The following is an 18,464-nucleotide window of genomic DNA, read 5'->3' as shown; positions in this document are numbered from 1 at the left end:
GGGAGCGAGCTTGCTCGCGATAGCGCCAGACCAGTCAAAATTGCGCGTTAAGTGAACACCCGCTCGAAAACGCGCCACCTTTTGGCGCGTCGCTCACAGATAAATCGCCTCGCCAGTGATCGGGCGCCAACCCGCCTTTGACCGCCCGTCACCCGTGCCTGCGGTGACACTCCTTTCCAGTGCGGCGCAACGCCGTTCCCACAAGTGCTACCGAATTGCTCACCGCTCGTGAGCCGGGGCGCTTGCCAGTCCTGATGGCCATTTAAATCCCCACGCCTTGCGAGACATATATAGACACATTCCGACGTCGTTTTTAGGAGTTATTGAACGCGCATTCAAATTTAGGCATGGCAATTGCTCTGTCATTACAAAGCCCGTCTCCCACGCGAGAACGATGGCAATAAAAAGAGCCTCCGCCTGAGGCCATCACCCGCTTTGTGTGAGGAGATACCGCGATGACGACGTTCAACTCCGGGGCCCAACCCCAGAACCGTGCGCCTCAATCCATCGGCTTTCTGCTGCTGGACAATTTCACGCTGATTTCTCTGGCCTCCGCAGTGGAACCCCTGCGCATGGCCAACCAGTTGTCCGGTCGCGAGCTGTATCGGTGGACCACCCTCACCGTCGATGGCGGCCAGGTCTGGGCCAGTGACGGCCTGCAGATCACCCCCGACGCCTCCATGCACAAAGCTCCGCCAATGGACACGGTCATCGTGTGCGGCGGTATCGGCATCCAGCGCACTGTGACCCGTGAACACGTGTCATGGCTGCAAAGCCAGGCCCGCCAGTCCCGCCGCCTCGGCGCGGTGTGCACCGGCAGCTGGGCCCTGGCCTGCGCCGGCCTGCTCGACGGCTTCGATTGCAGCGTGCACTGGGAATGCCTGGCAGCGATGCAGGAAGCTTTCCCGCGTGTAGCCATGAGCACCCGCCTGTTCACCCTCGACCGTAACCGTTTCACCAGCTCCGGCGGCACCGCGCCGCTGGACATGATGCTGCACCTGATCAGCCGCGATCACGGCCGTGAACTGTCGGCAGCCATTTCGGAAATGTTCGTCTACGAGCGCATTCGCAACGAGCAGGATCACCAGCGTGTACCGCTCAAGCACATGCTCGGTACGAATCAGCCAAAACTGCAGGAAATCGTTGCGCTGATGGAAGCCAACCTCGAAGAGCCGATCGATCTCGACGAACTGGCCGTCTATGTCGCGGTATCCCGTCGTCAGCTCGAACGCCTGTTCCAGAAATACCTGCACTGCTCGCCGTCGCGTTACTACCTCAAACTGCGGCTGATCCGCGCTCGGCAACTGCTCAAGCAAACGCCGATGTCGATCATCGAAGTGGCGTCGGTGTGCGGTTTTGTGTCCACGCCGCACTTCTCCAAGTGCTACCGCGAATACTTCGGCATTCCGCCGCGTGACGAGCGTGTAGGCTCCAACACTACCCAGCAAGTGGCGATGATGCCGTTGCCGCAAGCCTTGGTGCTGTCGCCGTTGTCCGGGCCGTTGTCGGCGCTGAGCCAGGCGCGTAATGAGTCGACGTTTGCCAGCGTACGGCTTTAAAGCGAGGCGCCTGCAATCGCGGGCAAGCCCGCTCCCACAGGGCTTTGTGTCGAGCACAAAATTAATGCTCTGACACAAAGCCTGTGGGAGCGGGCTTGCCCGCGAAGCTTTTTATCGGCCTGTGTGGCTCTGCTGATACTCCGCCAACGCTGGCAACAACTGCTTGTCGATCGCCTGACGCACCGCTGGCAGGATCGTCGCGCTGCTGGTGTACATCTGCTTGACCATGGTCCGCAGGGTCATCGCCCGTACATCGTTCAAACCCCGTACCGCACACTCGCAGGCCTGCTCGGCGGTGGCGCCGGTGGGCACCTCGAATCCCAATGACTTGAGCTGGCCCAACAGGTCTTCCTGGTCTATCAAATCGGCGTGCATCATGACGCAATCCTTCTTCAGGGAACGGTGTCGTGGCTCGATTCTGGTAGGGCCACGCAGTAGCAGCAAGGGCGAATTGTCGCAATGGCCGCAATGGCTATGAACAGGTCGTTTTCGACTAACTTGCCGTTCAGAGGAGTGGGCACACTGGGCTCAGCTCGCTTCACGAAGGTTTGGTCACCCTCGCACGGCAGCTCCTCAACAGTACCCTCTGCCTCGATCCTGTCACGGCTTGATCGGGGCTTTTTTTTTGTCTGTGAATCAGGGGGCTTGTATTGCCTTTTCGGACGCCATCGCGAGCAGGCTCGCTCCCACATTCAGCCGCATTCGTCTGAGAGATCGCGGTCAACTGTGGGAGCGAGCCTGCTCGCGAATAAACGATAACTCGGTCTAACGTTGCAGCACGAGGATGCGCGACAACAACTCATCCCGGTCGACGTAGCAACCCTGGAAATGCCGCGCTCCGGTGGCGGGGTCGAAGGCGTTGCGGGCGTGCAGGGTGCGGCGGTTGTCGAAGCACCACAACTCACCGGGATTGAGCCGCTGCATCAGGCGGAACCGGGGTTCGCGCGTCATCGCGATAAAGCGGCGGTAGGCGTGATAGAGCTTGGGCATCTGTTCCACCGAGGTGTCGAACGGTCCGCGCAGAAAGTTCGCCATGCGGATTTCCGATACCTGCCCCAACGTATCCAGGGCGATGATCGGCGCGAGGCAGCGGTAGTCGCTGTGGCGGTCCTTGTTGCGAAACTCCACGGGGATTTCGCAAAGGCTTTTGAATGACTCCGGGTCTTCGCGACGCAGCGCATCGGCGATGGCAAAACCGTCGACAAAAATGCTTTCGCCGCCCTCGGCGTCATTGACCAGGCAATGCAAGAATTGCAGCCCCGGTTGCAACTCCCGGGTCGGCAAATCGCTGTGCAGCGGAAGGTTGAAAGCGGTATAGGCGTTGCTGTCGGCATCGGCCTTCGACTGCACGTTGAATAGCACGCCGAAATTGCTCTCGCGGATGAAGGAAATCCGTTGCGCGATCAGCTTCAGAGAGCCGGGCTCGGTGGGCACGCCACGAACCTGGGTCAGGCCGACATCGCGAACCGCCAGCAGCCATTGCAGCAACGCCTGTGGGTCGTTCATCAGGGCTTGATATTCGAACACCGGCAACTGCAAATCACTGTGCCAGAGCCTGGCTTTCGGCTTGCGTGCCAGGCGTTCGGCGCGGGATTCATCGTCATAGGCGTGGGCGCGCAGCCAGCCGGGATCGAAGCGGCTGGCGTGGCCATCCTGCCAATCCACCGACAGGCAACCATCGGTGTCGAGGTGTACGGCGTCAGGCATCAGGTCTTGAGCCACATCGACGATTTCCAGCACTTGCTCGCGGGTCACGGTGTAGACGCACTGCGGGCACGGGCAGTTATCCCGCAGCCATTGATGGTGGAAAGGGCTGACGCGATCGTCGGCCCACTTCACCAGAATCCGGTCCGCCAGTGTCTGCACGCCAGTCAGTGCGCTGATCAACGGATAGGTACGAAAGTCGGCAAATGCAGCGGCAGTGTTCATGGCGATCTCCTTATTATTTTTTTGGGGGTAATGCGATCACTCGGCCAATGTACCCGGGCGTTGGCAGGTCCGCCTGTTCGGCGACGATGGCTTGCAGCCGATTCAAGGACTGTTCGCTGAACGGGGCCGAGCGCGGTCCGGCGAGATCCACGTGCAGCAGCATCTGTTCGTTGCCTGCAAGCTCCTGGGCATCACCGACCCGATGCAGGCTGTGATAGAGGTGCAGGCGTTTGCTGTCGTGGGCAATGATTTGGGTGTGCACTTCGACTTGGGCGTCGAGCTTCACTTCGTGCAGGTAGTTGAGGTGCAGTTCGAGGGTGAACAACGAGTTGCCGCTGGCTTCGCGGCTGTTGCTGTCCAGGCCCAGGCGATCCATCAGGGCGTCGGTGGCGTAGCTGAAAATCAGCAGGTAGAAGGCGTCGCGCAGGTGGCCGTTGTAGTCGACCCAGTCGGGGATGATGGTGGTTTGGTAGGTGGTGAGGGTGGGCATGTCATCACATCCGAAAATGATTGCGTCCTGTAGGAGCCGGCTTGCCGGCGATAGCATTGTTTGCAGCGCTGCAGAGGTGACGGATGTTCCGGCCTCATCGCTGGCAAGCCAGCTCCTACACAATGGGTGGTCTACTCGCTGAAGGCCATCCCATGTTTCTCTTTGGTGGTCTTCACCGCCTCCAGCACTGCCAGCAAGCAGTCATCACGATAGCGCTCCAGCGCTGAAATGCTGTGTTTACCTAGTTGATCGCTGGTGCCATCGACCACGTCGTCGATCAGTTTGTCGGTCAGTTCCGGCGCCGGCAGGTAGGTCCACGGCAACTGCAACGCCGGGCCGAACTGCGCCATGAAGTGACGCATACCGGCATCACCACCGGCCAGGGTGTAGGTCAGGAAGGTGCCCATGAACGACCAGCGCAGGCCCGCGCCGAAGCGGATTGCATCGTCGATTTCACCGGTAGTCGCCACACCGTCGTTGACCAGGTGCAGGGCCTCACGCCACAGCGCTTCGAGCAGGCGGTCGGCGATGAACCCCGGCACTTCCTTGCGCACGTGCAACGGGCGCATCCCCAGGGATTCATAGACTTTCATCGCCGCTTGCACGGCTTCGGGCGCGGTGTTTTTACCGCCGACCACTTCGACCAGCGGCAGCAGATAAACCGGGTTGAACGGGTGACCGACCACGCAACGCTCCGGGTGCGTGGCACTCTCGTAGAACTCGCTCGGCAACAGGCCGGAGGTGCTGGAGCCGATCAACGCATTGGGCTTGGCTGCCGCGCTGATTTTGCTGTGCAGGTCCAGTTTCAGCTCCAGCCGTTCCGGGGCACTTTCCTGGATGAAATCGGCATCGCGAACGCATTCTTCGATGGTCGCGACAAAACGCAGGCGATCCTGCGATGCACCCGGCGCCAGGCCTTGTTTCTCCAGTGCACCCCAAGCGTTTGCGACGCGTTTGCGCAGGGCTGCTTCAGCGCCTGGTGCCGGGTCCCAGGCCACTACGTTCAGGCCATGGGCGAGGGCGCGGGACACCCAGCCGCTGCCGATGACGCCGCTGCCCAGGGCGGCGAAGGTTTTGATTTCGGTGATGAAGGTCATGGTGACTTCCTGAATTTGGCTCGAAAAAAACTGTGGGAGCGAGCCTGCTCGCGAAGAGGCCGGTACATCCGACAGATCTCTTGCGTCAGTCTTGCCGCCTTCGCGGGCAGGCTCGCTCCCACAGGGGGAAAGTTGTTTTGAATTAACCGCGCTTGGTCAGGCCCATTTTTGCCCGGCCTTCAGCCGGGGTCAGCACGCGGGCGCCGAGGCGGCTGAGGATTTCCGTGGCGCGTTCGACCAGTTGGCCGTTGGTCGCCAGCACGCCCTTGTCCAGCCACAGGTTGTCTTCCAGCCCGACCCGCACGTTGCCACCGAGCAACACCGCTTGCGCCGCCATCGGCATCTGCATGCGACCGATACCGAAGCCGGCCCAGACCGCGTCGGCGGGCAGGTTGTCGACCATGGCCTTCATGGTGGTGGTGTCCGCCGGCGCGCCCCACGGGATGCCCAGGCACAGCTGGAACAATGGGTTGTCGAGCAGGCCTTCCTTGATCATCTGCTTGGCGAACCACAGGTGGCCGGTGTCGAAGATTTCCAGCTCGGCCTTCACGCCCAGCTCTTGAATGCGTTTGGCACCAGCGCGCAGCTGGGCCGGGGTGGAGACGTAAATGGTGTCGCCGTCACCGAAGTTCAGGGTGCCGCAATCGAGGGTGCAGATTTCCGGCAGCAGTTCCTCGACGTGGGCCAGACGGGTCAGCGGGCCGACCAGATCGGTGTTCGGGCCGAACTCCATCGGATTTTCGCCGGCACCGATTTCCAGGTCGCCGCCCATGCCGGCAGTGAGGTTGACGATGATGTCCACGTCCGCTTCGCGGATACGCTCCATCACCTCGCGGTACAGCGCCACATCACGGCTGAACTTGCCGGTTTGCGGGTCGCGCACATGGCAGTGAACCACGGTGGCACCGGCCTTGGCGGCTTCCACGGCGGCAGCCGCGATCTGTTTTGGGGTGACCGGCACGTGTGGGCTCTTGCTGGTCGTGTCGCCAGCACCGGTGAGTGCGCAGGTGATGATGACGTCGTGGTTCATTGGGCGGTTCCTTACAGGCGAGTTTTTGGTTTTGGCCAGGCGTGGTGGTCCCGTTCGCAGCCCCTTGGGGCTGCGAGACGGTGGTGGGTTAGGGTTTACTTACTGGTCAGTTGCAGGTTTTCAGCGGCTGGTTTGCCATCGAAGGTGGTGACGCCTTCAAGCCAGCGTTTTTTGTCCTGCGGGTGATCCTTGAGCCATTGTTTGGCCGACTCGAAAGCGTCCTTGTGATCCAGAAGTGGCTGCATCATCCGGCTCTCGTCTTCGGCGGTGAACGTCAGGTTGCTCAGCAGGCGACCGATGTTCGGGCACTGCTCGGCGTAAGTCGGTGCGGTGACGGTCCACACGGTGGCCTTGCCTTCGTTCGGGCCGAGGGCGTCGTCGCTTCCGGTGAGGTAGGTCATTTTCACGTTGACGTTCATCGGGTGCGGCGCCCAGCCGAAGAACACCACGGCTTCGTTGCGACGCACGGCGCGATCCACCGCGGCGAGCATGCCGGCTTCGCTGGACTCGACCAGCTGGAACTTGCCGAGGCCGAACTGGTTCTTGGAGATCATCGCCTTGATCTGGGTGTTGGCGCCCGAGCCGGGCTCGATGCCGTAGATCTTGCCGCCCAGTTCTTTTTCGAATTTGGCGATGTCAGCGAAGGTTTTCAGGCCCTTGTCGGCGAGGTAGGTGGGCACGGCGAGGGTCGCGCGGGCGTCTTGCAGGCTTGGTGCTTCAAGCACCTTGACCTGCTTGGCATCGACGAAGGGGGTGATGGTCTGGGTCATCAGCGGGTTCCAGTAGCCGAGGAACAGGTCCAGACGTTGGTCGCGGATCCCGGCGAAGATGATTTGCTGGGAGGCGCTGGTTTGTTTGGTGCTGTAGCCGAGGCCATCGAGCAATACCTGGGTCATGGCACTGGTGGCGATCACGTCGGTCCAGTTCACTACACCCATGCGCACGTTCTGGCATGCGGCGGGTTCGGCGGCCATGACACTGGCGCTCAGTAACGCGGTACCACTGAGTGCAAGAACACAGCTGCTGATCAGTCGTTTCATTCTCAGGTTCCTCGGCAGTTCGTTTATTGTGAGTTCCGGTGTCTGATGCGCCGGTGATGCCAAGTTACGCAGCAAAGCACCGATGAAAGCGCACTGCGGCGACCAGCTCTTGCACTGCAGCGACCTGTGCTCTTGAAAGCCGCCAGCAACTGGCGTATCAACATCCCTACGCTGCCCGCCCTCTCGTTACCTGGCCTCCTGTTACCTGCTAAGCGAGTGCGCTCCATGTCCCAGGATTTCTACTTCTTGTTGATGCCGGGTTTCTCGGCCATCGGATTTATCTCGGCCATCGAGCCGTTGCGGGTCGCCAATCGCTTTCGCGGCGAACTCTATCGCTGGCATGTGCTGAGCGCCGATGGCGGGGCAGTGCTGGCCAGTAACGGTATGTCGGTCAACGCCGATGCGGCGCTGGAGCCGCTGAAGAAAGGCGCGACCTTGTTGGTGGTCGCCGGCTTCGAACCTCTGAAATTCGCGACCCCGGCACTTGAGCATTGGTTGCGCCGACTGGACAACGAAGGCGTGACCCTCGGTGCCATAGACACTGGCAGTTTCATCCTCGCCGAGGCGGGTTTGCTCGAAGGCCATCGCCTGACCCTGCACTGGGAGGCCATCGACGCCTTCAAGGAGTCTTATCCACAGCTCAGCGTCACCCAGGAGCTGTTCGAGATCGACCGCCGGCGCATCACCTCCGCCGGTGGCACCGCTTCCATTGATCTGATGCTGGATCTGATCGCCCAGGCCCACGGTCCCGATCTGGCGATCCAGGTCAGCGAGCAATTCGTGCTCGGCCGCATCCGCCCGCGCAAAGATCACCAACGCATGGAAGTCGCCACGCGCTACGGCATCAGCAACAAGAAGCTGGTGCATGTGATTGGCGAGATGGAGCAACACAGCGAACCACCCCTGAGCACACTGGAACTGGCAGAATCGATCAAGGTGACGCGTCGGCAGCTGGAACGGTTGTTTCGGTTGCACCTGAACGACACGCCGAGCAATTTCTATCTGCGGTTACGGCTGGAAAAAGCGCGGCAGTTATTGCGGCAGACAGACATGAGCGTGCTGGAGGTGAGCATTGCCTGCGGGTTTGAATCGCCGTCGTATTTCACCCGCAGTTATCGGGCGAAATATGAACGGTGCCCGCGGGAAGACCGGCGTACCGCGCAGGCATAAACACCCGAGAAACCTGTGGGAGCGGGCTTGCCCGCGATGAGGCCGGCACTTTCAATATTGATATTGACAGGTACACCGCTTTCGCGGGCAAGCCCGCTTGTGTCTAGATCTAGGGATAAACTCTGGGGTGAGAGAGGTGAATGGCAAGCTGTGAGTCCGCGGTGCTAAAAGCACGTGTGGGAGCCAAGCTGCCATCCACCTTTCCACTCTGGCCCATAAGCCCGAACAGTTGGACGAGCGCCACTCGAATCACAAGCGTGGGCAAAGCCAGAGCACTCTCACTCCTGAGTGTAAGAGGGTTTTGCCATGATTTCCTGGGTCGGCATCGATATCTCCAAATCAAACCTGGTTGTATGGGTTCAACCTCAAGGTGAAGGTTTTGACCTTCCCAATACGTCAGAAGGCTTTGTTGAGCTGATTGAGCGCCTGAGCCAGTACGAGGTTGACCGGGTTCTGCTGGAGGCCACCGGTGGGTACGAATGCAAGGTCATGGCGGCGCTGCAAGGCGCCAACTTCAAAGTGCTTAGAATCAATCCCCGCCGGGCCAGAGCCTTCGCCGTGGCCATGGGCAAGAATGCCAAGACCGACCCCATCGACGCGGCCGTGCTGGCGGACTTCGCTGAAGTGCTGCATGCATCCCGCGACAAGATCATTTCGCCGGAACGTGAAGCGCTGCGCGAGCTGATCCAGTTGCGCGAGCAGTTTGTTCAGCAACGAGACGACAACAAGCGCCGGCTTCAGCAAGTTCAACTACCCGCTGTTACCGTGGCGATCAAAGGTCTTGTTCACTACCTGCAAGTGCAGATCAAGCAGCTCGATAAAACCATCCATCAGAGCATGCATGAGCTGGATGCCGAAAAAGCCGAGCGACTCATTTCCGTTAAAGGCATCGGTACGGTGGCCACAGCCAGCTTGCTGGTTTATCTGCCCGAATTGGGAGCGCTTGATCGTCGTGAAGTGGCGGCCTTGGCGGGAATTGCGCCGTACAACGACGACAGTGGCAATCACAGCGGAAAACGTCAAATCTACGGAGGCAGAGCCCGCGTCAGACGTGCGCTTTACCTGTCTTGCTGGGTCGTGATCCGTCATCAGCCAGACTTCAAGGCACGTTATGACGCTCTTCGGGAGCGAGGCAAGAGCGCGAAAGTCGCGCTCATCGCCTGCATGCGGATCCTACTGATCAGGCTGAATGCCATGTTGCGGGACGGCACCGAGTGGCGGTGACGAGTGGCAGGGGGAAGACAGTTGCTCCCACAGTGTTCGGTTTTGACAGGTAGAAAGCCTCACTTCTTCAACAATGCCGAACAAGCCGCCTTGTAAGCCTCATGCTGATACTTGTTCAGGGTCCCCGGCAGGTCGAAATCATGCTTTTTGGCCTGGGCATTGATGGTCTGCGGGGACAGCAGGGTCACTTCGCAATTCTCCAGCAACTGGAAAACCCCTTCGATCTTGAACGTGGTCGGCCCACCGGCGAATTCGCCTTTTTTGCTGCGCTTCTTGATTGCGATACGGTCGATGGAGTTTTCCCGCACAAAGGAGGCGACCTGAGCGGCGAACACTTTGACGTTGGCGGCTTCGTCGTCATCGTCCAGGGCAATTTTCTTGGTGGGGAGCGCGACATGGCTCAGCGCCTGACCGTCCATCGTGGCCACGGCGATGATCGCTTCGCTGCCTTTGATTTCGATGCCGCAGACTTTCATGTTGAATCCCTTTACTGGCTGAAGCGTGCAGCTTACAGCTCAAGTTGAGTGGCGGTGATACCAAACGCCGCGGCGATCTTTTCGCGGGTGGCCTTGCGAGGCTTGGCGACGGTTTCCTGTTGGGCAAATGCCGGCTGGGATATGCTCATTCGTTTGGCCACTTCGTCCTGGGTAAGGTTCAAGTGTTCGCGCCAGGCGCGGATTGGGGTAGCGCCATCGACAATGCGGCTCACCACCTCGTGAGGGATCAAATCGGGCTCAATTTTCTGTGCCACGTATTGCGCATAGGGAATGACAACAAAGGCTGGATTGCCTTCGGCGTCGTTGATGATTTGGATGTCAGTAGGTGCGTTCATCGCGTTTTTTAACCTCTTGAATACTGACCACTTTGATCGCGCCATCCCAGTCGAACATAACCCGGTAATTACCGACACGCAGCCGATAAGCGTAGTCATGACCGACCAGTGCTTTGACGTTGCCTACATCGGGCATGTCTGCCAGCGCCGTGATGGCATCACGAACCTGAATCTGGTGAGCGGAATGCAATCTCAAGAGTTGCTTAACGGCCTTTCGAGTCCAGTGGATGCTGTTCATTGAAGAATATAAGTCTTTTATAAGATTTGCGAATATTTACTTATATTTTTCATGTGCACAATCAACAACGATTGTCAGCATGTTGCGTGAAAAGCCCACAGATTGGGGCTTCCAGGCAATGCGTGTAGGCAAGGTCAGAACGTGTTGTAGGAAGAAGGGTAAGTGCTGTTGAAAGCTGGACGCAGTTCCAGCTTTCACCGGAATATTCAGGACTATTCCTGCCCAATCGACTCCAAAAACTCCGACCGTTCATCACTCATCCGCGCAATGCAGTCGTTCTGGGCAATGGTGAACGCCTTGCTGCCACCGGTGGCCGGGAAGGCTTCGACGGCGCAGTCGGCATCCCGGGTCTTCAGCCATTGCTGTTGGGCAGCCTTGAGCTTGGCGGTGATGTCGGCCAGTTGCGACGGGTTTTTGCCGTATTGCGACTGCATGCGGTCGCTCAGGCCCTGGAGGTTTTCCTTGAGCAGGTCTTCGGCGGTGGTTTTGCTGAAGGCCGAGCACTCGAGGGTCTGGACGTCGTTTTCGACTTTATCGCACGGGTTGTCGTCGGACTCCTCCGCTGCGTGTACGCCGGTCGCAATCAGTGCCAAAGCCAGAAGGATGGATTTCATTCAGGTCGCCGCTCTATTCCAGTGATGCAGCGAATTCTGGCCCAAGCCGAGGGCCTTGAACAGGTCGCTGATTGTGCCTGGCGACGACCCTTTGTCGCGGATTGACGCTTTCGGCAAACCCTCTGTCGTTTTTGCACCCGGTCGCCGAGGCACCGAGGCATATGCTGGCCCCAAAGCGCCGGCAGACGATTCGGCGCATGAATCGCTAATAAGGGGACAGCCTGATGAGCCCAGCCGAATTGCACGCCGACAGCATCGTTATCGACGGGCTGATTATTGCCAAGTGGAACCGTGAACTGTTCGAAGACATGCGCAAGGGCGGTTTGACCGCAGCCAACTGCACCGTGTCGGTGTGGGAGGGCTTTCAGGCCACCGTCAACAACATTGCCGCGAGCCAGAAGCTGATCCGCGAGAACAGCGACCTGGTGATGCCGGTGCGTACCACTGCCGACATCCGCAAGGCCAAGGAGCAGGGCAAGACCGGCATCCTCTTCGGCTTCCAGAATGCCCATGCCTATGAAGACCAGATCGGCTATGTCGAGGTGTTCAAGCAGCTCGGCGTGGGCATCGTGCAGATGTGCTACAACACCCAGAACCTGGTGGGCACCGGTTGCTACGAGCGTGATGGCGGCCTGTCGGGCTTTGGTCGCGAAATCGTCGCCGAGATGAACCGCGTTGGCGTGATGTGCGACTTGTCCCACGTCGGCTCCAAGACTTCCGAAGAGGTCATCCTCGAGTCGAAAAAGCCGGTCTGCTACTCCCACTGCCTGCCGTCGGGGCTCAAGGAGCACCCGCGCAACAAGTCCGATGAAGAACTCAAGTTCATTGCCGACCACGGCGGCTTTGTCGGCGTCACCATGTTCGCGCCATTCCTCGCCAAGGGTATCGACTCGACCATCGACGACTACGCCGAAGCCATCGAGTACGTGATGAACATCGTCGGCGAAGACGCCATCGGCATCGGCACCGACTTCACCCAGGGCCATGGCCAGGACTTCTTCGAATACCTGACCCACGACAAGGGCTACGCCCGCCGCCTGACCAGCTTCGGCAAGATCATCAACCCGCTGGGCATCCGCACCGTGGGCGAGTTCCCGAACCTGACCGAAACCCTGCTCAAGCGCGGCCACTCCGAGCGAGTGGTGCGCAAGATCATGGGCGAAAACTGGGTAAGCGTCCTCAAGGACGTCTGGGGCGAGTAAGCCACTGCACCTCTGAATCCTTTCCCCCGGCCGCCCGCGCCGGGGGCAACACCAAAATTTTTCTGGAGTTAAGTTTCCATGGCCAAGATCGCCCCGCAATTGCCAATCGAAGTCGACAGCGAGACCGGTGTCTGGACGTCCGACGCCCTGCCGATGCTGTACGTGCCACGGCATTTCTTCGTCAACAACCACATGGGCATCGAGGAAGTGCTGGGCGCTGAAGCCTATGCCGAAATCCTCTACAAGGCCGGTTACAAGTCCGCCTGGCACTGGTGTGAAAAAGAAGCCGAATGCCATGGCCTGGAAGGTGTCGCGGTGTTCGAGCACTACATGAAGCGCCTGTCGCAGCGCGGCTGGGGCCTGTTCAAGATCCAGGACATCGACCTCGATAAAGGTACCGCCAGCGTCAAGCTCGAACACTCGGCGTTCGTCTACGTGTACGGCAAGGTCGGGCGCAAGGTCGACTACATGTTCACTGGCTGGTTTGCCGGCGCGATGGACCAGATCCTCGCCGCTCGCGGCAGCAAGATCCGCACCGTGGCCGAGCAAGTCTACGGTGGCTCCGAAGAGGGCCACGAAGACGGCTTGTTCATCGTCAAGCCGTTGTAAGTCGAGGAACCCGCCATGGCTTTCGAAGCAATGTTCCAGCCGATCCAGATCGGCAAACTGACCATCCGTAACCGCGTGCTCAGCACCGCGCACGCCGAGGTTTATGCCACCGACGGCGGCATGACCACCGATCGGTACGTCAAGTACTACGAAGAGAAAGCCAAGGGCGGGATCGGCCTGGCGATTTGTGGCGGTTCGTCCGTCGTGGCCATCGACAGCCCGCAGGAATGGTGGAGTTCGGTGAACCTGTCCACCGACCGCATCATTCCGCACTTCCAGAATCTGGCCGATGCCATGCATAAGCACGGCGCCAAGATCATGATCCAGATTACCCACATGGGCCGTCGCTCGCGTTGGGACGGCTTCAACTGGCCGACGCTGATGTCGCCGTCGGGTGTGCGCGAGCCGGTGCACCGTGCCACTTGCAAAACCATCGAGCCGGAAGAGATCTGGCGGGTGATCGGTAACTACGCTCAAGCGGCGCGCCGCGCCAAGGCCGGTGGCCTGGACGGTGTCGAACTGTCGGCGGTGCACCAGCACATGATCGACCAGTTCTGGAGCCCGCGGGTCAACAAGCGTACCGACGAATGGGGCGGCACCTTCGAAGGCCGGATGAAGTTCGGTCTGGAAGTCTTGAAAGCCGTACGCGCCGAGGTCGGTGACGATTTCTGCGTGGGCATGCGCATCTGTGGTGACGAGTTCCACCCCGATGGCCTGTCCCACGAAGACATGAAGCAGATCGCCAAGTATTACGACGACACCGGCATGCTCGACTTCATCGGCGTCGTGGGTTCGGGTTGCGACACCCACAACACTCTGGCCAACGTGATTCCGAACATGAGTTATCCGCCGGAACCGTTCCTGCATCTGGCTGCCGGCATCAAGGAAGTGGTCAAGGTTCCGGTGCTGCACGCGCAGAACATCAAGGACCCGAACCAGGCCACGCGTATCCTGGAAGGCGGTTACGTCGACATGGTCGGCATGACCCGCGCGCACATCGCTGACCCGCACCTGATCGCCAAGATCAAGATGGGCCAGATCGACCAGATCAAACAATGCGTCGGTGCCAACTACTGCATCGACCGTCAGTACCAGGGCCTGGATGTGCTGTGCATTCAGAACGCCGCGACTTCTCGTGAATACATGGGCCTGCCGCACATCATCGAAAAAACCACTGGCGTGAAACGCAAGGTGGTGGTGGTCGGCGCCGGTCCTGCCGGGATGGAGGCCGCCCGCGTGGCCGCCGAGCGTGGCCACGACGTGACCCTGTTCGAGAAAAAGGAATACATCGGCGGGCAGATCACCACTGCATCGAAAGCCCCGCAACGGGACCAGATCGCCGGTATCACCCGCTGGTATCAGTTGGAACTGGCGCGGTTGAAAGTCGACCTGCGCCTGGGTACCGCGGCTGACGCGCCAACCATCATGGACCTGCGTCCTGACGTGGTGGTGTTGGCCGTCGGCGGTCATCCGTTCATCGAGCAGAACGAACACTGGGGCGCCGCTGAAGGCCTGGTGGTCAGCAGCTGGGACATCCTCGACGGCAAGGTTGCACCGGGCAAGAACGTGCTGGTCTACGACACCATTTGCGAATTCACCGGCATGTCGACCGCCGACTTCATCGCCGACAAGGGCAGCCAGGTCGAGATCGTTACCGACGACATCAAGCCGGGCGTGGCCATCGGGGGTACATCGTTCCCGACTTACTACCGCAGCATGTACCCGAAAGAAGTGATCATGACCGGCGACATGATGCTGGAGAAGGTCTACCGCGAAGGCGACAAGCTGGTGGCGGTACTGGAAAACGAATACACCGGCGCCAAAGAGGAGCGGGTGGTTGACCAGGTGGTCGTGGAAAACGGCGTGCGTCCGGACGAAGAAATCTACTACGCGCTGAAGGAAGGCTCACGCAACAAAGGCCAGATCGACGTCGAAGCCTTGTTCGCGATCAAGCCGCAACCTTGCCTGGAACAGAGCGGCGACGGCTACCTGCTGTTCCGCATCGGCGACTGCGTGGCCCAGCGTAACGTGCACGCGGCGATCTATGACGCGCTGCGGTTGTGCAAGGATTTCTAAGAGCTTGTTGATAACCCTTGTAGGAGCGAGCTTGCTCGCGATGGACGTGAACGATGACGCGGGGAGTCTGACTTAGCGCGACGTTCTCAGGTTTTTCGCGAGCAAGCTCGCTCCTACAAGGAATCGGGCAAGGCATCCAGGTAGTTTGGCCTGCAAGACCCTGCGGTCTTTGGGAGCTTCACAATGTTGAACACCCTTCTTCCAATCCTGTTGTTCGCAGCCCTGGGCCTTGGTGTCCTGGGCGCGTTGCGGCGGGTGGCCATGTGGCGCCGGGGCCGGGCTTCGAAAGTCGACCTGATCGGTGGACTGTTCGCCATGCCCAAGCGCTACATGGTCGACTTGCACCATGTGGTGGCGCGGGACAAATACATCGCCAACACCCACGTCGCCACGGCCGGCGGTGCGGTGGCGTCCATCGTACTGGCGATTCTGGTGCACGGTTTCGGCCTGCATAACCGTTTCCTCGGCTATGCGCTGCTGCTGATGACGGCGGTCATGTTCGTCGGCGCGATCTTCGTTTACCTGCGTCGGCGCAATCCGCCGGCGCGCCTGTCGAAAGGCCCGTGGATGCGCCTGCCGAAAAGCCTGCTGGCATTCTCGGCCTCGTTCTTCCTGGTGACCCTGCCAGTGGCGGGCATTCTGCCGGAGAATTTCGGCGGCTGGCTGTTGGCAGCGATTCTCGGGGTTGGCGTGTTGTGGGGTGTGTCGGAGCTGTTCTTCGGCATGACCTGGGGCGGGCCGATGAAGCACGCCTTTGCCGGCGCCCTGCACCTGGCCTGGCACCGCCGTGCCGAACGTTTTGGCGGCGGCCGTTCCACCGGTTTGAAGCCGCTGGATCTTAGCGACCTGAGTGCGCCATTGGGCGTGGAAAAACCCAAGGATTTCACCTGGAACCAATTGCTCGGCTTCGACGCCTGCGTGCAGTGCGGTAAATGCGAAGCAGCGTGCCCGGCCTTCGCCGCCGGCCAGCCGCTGAACCCGAAAAAACTGATTCAGGACATGGTCGTCGGCCTGGCCGGTGGCACCGATGCAAAATTCGCTGGCAGCCCATATCCCGGCAAAGCGATTGGCGAGCACGCCGGCAATCCGCATCAACCGATCGTCAACGGTCTGGTGGACGCCGAGACCCTGTGGTCGTGCACAACTTGCCGCGCCTGCGTCGAGGAGTGCCCGATGATGATCGAGCACGTCGATGCCATCGTCGACATGCGCCGTCACCTGACACTGGAAAAAGGCGCGACTCCGAACAAGGGCGCCGAAGTCCTGGAAAACCTGATCGCCACCGACAACCCGGGCGGCTTTGCGCCGGGCGGGCGGATGAACTGGGCGGCAGACTTGAACCTCAACCTGCTCAGCGAAAAGAAATCCACCGACGTGCTGTTCTGGGTCGGCGACGGCGCCTTCGACATGCGCAACCAGCGCACCCTGCGGGCTTTCGTCAAAGTGCTGAAGGCGGCGAAAATCGATTTCGCGGTACTCGGCCTTGAAGAACGCGACAGTGGTGACGTGGCCCGACGCCTGGGCGATGAAGCAACGTTCCAATTGCTGGCCAAGCGCAACATCCAGACCCTGGCCAAGTACAGCTTCAACCGCATCGTCACCTGCGATCCGCACAGTTTCCATGTGCTGAAGAACGAATATGGCGCCTTCGACGGCAACTACCTGGTGCAGCACCACAGCACCTACATGGCGGAAATCATCGATGCTGGCGCGCTCAATCTTGGCCAGCACAAAGGCGACAGCGTGACCTACCACGACCCGTGCTATCTCGGCCGCTACAACGGCGAATACGAGGCGCCGCGCCAGGTGTTGCGTGCCCTCGGGATCGAAGTGAAAGAGATGCAACGCTCCGGTTTCCGCTCCCGCTGCTGCGGCGGTGGCGGCGGTGCGCCGATCACCGACATTCCGGGCAAGCAACGCATTCCTGACATGCGCATGGAAGACATCCGCGAAACCGGCGCCGAACTGGTGGCCGTAGGTTGTCCACAGTGCACCGCGATGCTCGAAGGCGTGGTCGAACCCCGGCCGCTGATCAAGGACATCGCCGAACTGGTGGCCGACGCGTTGCTCGACGACGCCGCGCCCGCCAAGACACCTGTCAAGCGCGAACCTGCGGAGGCCCACTGATGAGCGACATTATCCGCCGCGACCCGCGGGCCGAATGGATCGCCCGCAACCGTCTGCATCCATTGCACGCGGCGATGCAACCGGCGCAACACAGCTGGATGGGACCTAACGGTGTCATCCGCAAGAATCCCCATGGCATTGGCTTTATCGGTCCCAATGGCATCAAGCGCATCGACCGCAGCGGTGCCCAGCAGGGCGGGACGACTAAACGTTCAGCCGCAGTTGAAGTGCAATTGCCATTGCATCAGGTGGCCGCACCGGCGTTTTACATCAGCGTGGTGCCGGACATGGTCGGTGGCCGCTTGAGCAGTCATGACCGCGATCTGCTCGGCCTGGCCCATCAACTGGCCGGCAAGGACGGCGCGGTGCTGGCCGTGGTGTTCGGCGAGCACAAGGAAAGCGCTTTTGCCACGGCGGGCGTCGACCGCCTGCTGGTGCTGGAAGGCGAAGCATTTAACGGTTATGCACCGGAGCAACGGGTCCAGGGCTTGCGGGCTGTGGATAACCAGTTCAGCCCGCGTCACTGGTTGTTGCCGGACAGCCGCACCGGTGGCGGGGAACTGGGTCGGCGCTTTGCCGCCGCCCTGGGCGAACGCCCGGCCACACGGGTCTGGCAGGTCAAGGATCAGGAGTGCATCGGCCGCGCCGGTGCCGGTCTGCAAGACCTTGCCCGTCCGTTGGCGCGCTTGATTCTGGCGGCTGCCGAGTGCGCCGAACCGGTCAGTGAAACCCGTCATGAAGCATTGCCAGTGGAGTTATCCACAACCGTGGCGCGCAGCCTGTCGCGGATCGAAGATCTGGGCGCGGTGGCGGTGGACCCGGCAGCGATTCCGATGGCCGAGGCCGAGTTCATTTTCTCCGGCGGCAACGGGGTCAAGGACTGGGGACTTTTCCACAGGACCGCCGAAGCCCTCGGCGCGACCGAAGGCGCATCGCGGGTGGCGGTGGACGATGGCTTCATGGCCCGCGATCGTCAGGTTGGGGCGTCCGGTACCTGGGTGACTGCACGGGTCTATGTGGCCGTGGGGATTTCCGGGGCGATCCAGCACCTGCAGGGCATCGGTGCCTGTGACAAGGTGGTGGCGATCAACCTCGACCCTGGCTGCGACATGATCAAGCGTGCCGACCTCTCGGTGATCGGCGAGAGTGCGGAGATTCTTCAAGCCTTGATCGAAGCGGTAGAGGCTTACCGCAACGACGCCAAGCGCGATGCGGCTTAAGGGAAGG

General features: G+C 60.4%; 18 protein-coding genes. 8 read left to right on the top strand and 10 right to left on the bottom strand.

Features of this window, described 5'->3' with window-relative positions; all coding sequences use genetic code 11:
* The first annotated feature begins 455 nt into the window (after nt 1-455).
* A complete protein-coding gene (gbdR, locus tag CD175_RS19250; RefSeq protein ID WP_007975492.1) occupies nt 456-1,559 on the top strand; it encodes a choline metabolism transcriptional regulator GbdR in 1,104 nt (367 codons plus the stop codon).
* Nucleotides 1,560-1,670: 111 nt separating this feature from the next.
* Here the strand turns inward: gbdR and CD175_RS19245 are convergent, their stop codons facing one another.
* The 6 genes from CD175_RS19245 to CD175_RS19215 form a co-directional block, all read right to left on the bottom strand.
* Nucleotides 1,671-1,937: a hypothetical protein gene (locus CD175_RS19245; protein WP_007995656.1), complete on the bottom strand. Its 267-nt coding sequence runs from the start codon at nt 1,935-1,937 to the stop codon at nt 1,671-1,673.
* Between the two features lie 387 nt (nt 1,938-2,324).
* The gene (locus CD175_RS19235) at nt 2,325-3,488 is read right to left on the bottom strand and encodes a gamma-butyrobetaine dioxygenase (RefSeq protein ID WP_104450080.1); all 1,164 of its coding nucleotides are present in this window, start codon (nt 3,486-3,488) and stop codon (nt 2,325-2,327) included.
* Between the two features lie 13 nt (nt 3,489-3,501).
* Entirely contained in the window at nt 3,502-3,978 is a 477-nt protein-coding gene (locus CD175_RS19230; protein WP_104450079.1) for a thioesterase family protein, read from the bottom strand.
* A gap of 131 nt (nt 3,979-4,109) precedes the next feature.
* Complete coding sequence (locus CD175_RS19225; RefSeq protein ID WP_104450078.1) at nt 4,110-5,075, bottom strand: L-carnitine dehydrogenase; 966 nt, start codon at nt 5,073-5,075, stop codon at nt 4,110-4,112.
* A 142-nt stretch (nt 5,076-5,217) separates the two neighbouring features.
* The gene (gene cdhC, locus CD175_RS19220; protein ID WP_007985953.1) at nt 5,218-6,105 is read right to left on the bottom strand and encodes a 3-dehydrocarnitine:acetyl-CoA trimethylamine transferase CdhC; all 888 of its coding nucleotides are present in this window, start codon (nt 6,103-6,105) and stop codon (nt 5,218-5,220) included.
* Between the two features lie 95 nt (nt 6,106-6,200).
* Nucleotides 6,201-7,145: a choline ABC transporter substrate-binding protein gene (locus tag CD175_RS19215; RefSeq protein WP_104450077.1), complete on the bottom strand. Its 945-nt coding sequence runs from the start codon at nt 7,143-7,145 to the stop codon at nt 6,201-6,203.
* Between the two features lie 225 nt (nt 7,146-7,370).
* On the opposite strand from CD175_RS19215, the gene CD175_RS19210 reads away from it, so the two are divergent.
* Entirely contained in the window at nt 7,371-8,315 is a 945-nt protein-coding gene (locus CD175_RS19210; protein ID WP_104450076.1) for a GlxA family transcriptional regulator, read from the top strand.
* Nucleotides 8,316-8,621: 306 nt separating this feature from the next.
* Nucleotides 8,622-9,539, top strand: a complete 918-nt coding sequence (locus CD175_RS19205) for an IS110 family transposase (RefSeq protein ID WP_104447282.1) — start codon at nt 8,622-8,624, stop codon at nt 9,537-9,539.
* A gap of 59 nt (nt 9,540-9,598) precedes the next feature.
* On the opposite strand, the gene CD175_RS19200 is transcribed toward CD175_RS19205, so the two are convergent.
* From CD175_RS19200 to CD175_RS19185, 4 genes are all read right to left on the bottom strand, one after another.
* On the bottom strand, nt 9,599-10,015 hold the full coding sequence (locus CD175_RS19200) for a DUF3010 family protein (RefSeq protein WP_104450075.1): 417 nt from the start codon (nt 10,013-10,015) through the stop codon (nt 9,599-9,601).
* Between the two features lie 32 nt (nt 10,016-10,047).
* Nucleotides 10,048-10,371 (bottom strand): helix-turn-helix domain-containing protein, encoded by a 324-nt coding sequence (locus CD175_RS19195; protein WP_104450074.1) that lies wholly within the window; start codon nt 10,369-10,371, stop codon nt 10,048-10,050.
* On the bottom strand, nt 10,355-10,609 hold the full coding sequence (locus tag CD175_RS19190; RefSeq protein ID WP_104450073.1) for a type II toxin-antitoxin system RelE family toxin: 255 nt from the start codon (nt 10,607-10,609) through the stop codon (nt 10,355-10,357). The genes CD175_RS19195 and CD175_RS19190 overlap by 17 nt, the downstream gene beginning before the upstream one ends.
* 212 nt (nt 10,610-10,821) lie before the next feature.
* Nucleotides 10,822-11,223: a lysozyme inhibitor LprI family protein gene (locus CD175_RS19185; RefSeq protein ID WP_104450072.1), complete on the bottom strand. Its 402-nt coding sequence runs from the start codon at nt 11,221-11,223 to the stop codon at nt 10,822-10,824.
* A gap of 224 nt (nt 11,224-11,447) precedes the next feature.
* On the opposite strand from CD175_RS19185, the gene CD175_RS19175 reads away from it, so the two are divergent.
* The 5 genes from CD175_RS19175 to etfA all read left to right on the top strand — a co-directional run bounded on the left by CD175_RS19175 (nt 11,448) and on the right by etfA (nt 18,457).
* Complete coding sequence (locus CD175_RS19175; protein ID WP_007975504.1) at nt 11,448-12,425, top strand: dipeptidase; 978 nt, start codon at nt 11,448-11,450, stop codon at nt 12,423-12,425.
* Between the two features lie 78 nt (nt 12,426-12,503).
* Complete coding sequence (locus tag CD175_RS19170; protein ID WP_007975505.1) at nt 12,504-13,034, top strand: DUF5943 domain-containing protein; 531 nt, start codon at nt 12,504-12,506, stop codon at nt 13,032-13,034.
* 15 nt (nt 13,035-13,049) lie between these two features.
* Complete coding sequence (gene dgcA / locus CD175_RS19165; RefSeq protein WP_104450071.1) at nt 13,050-15,110, top strand: dimethylglycine demethylation protein DgcA; 2,061 nt, start codon at nt 13,050-13,052, stop codon at nt 15,108-15,110.
* Nucleotides 15,111-15,293: 183 nt separating this feature from the next.
* Complete coding sequence (gene dgcB, locus CD175_RS19160; RefSeq protein WP_104450070.1) at nt 15,294-17,237, top strand: dimethylglycine demethylation protein DgcB; 1,944 nt, start codon at nt 15,294-15,296, stop codon at nt 17,235-17,237.
* Nucleotides 17,237-18,457 (top strand): electron transfer flavoprotein subunit alpha, encoded by a 1,221-nt coding sequence (gene etfA / locus CD175_RS19155; RefSeq protein WP_102700694.1) that lies wholly within the window; start codon nt 17,237-17,239, stop codon nt 18,455-18,457. The genes dgcB and etfA overlap by 1 nt, the downstream gene beginning before the upstream one ends.
* Nucleotides 18,458-18,464 lie beyond the last annotated feature (7 nt).

Origin of the sequence: Pseudomonas laurylsulfatiphila (assembly GCF_002934665.1) — a bacterium.
Lineage (GTDB): Bacteria > Pseudomonadota > Gammaproteobacteria > Pseudomonadales > Pseudomonadaceae > Aquipseudomonas > Aquipseudomonas laurylsulfatiphila.
The sequence above is the reverse complement of the archived record's forward strand: the minus strand, read 5'-3'. Positions and strand labels throughout refer to the sequence as shown.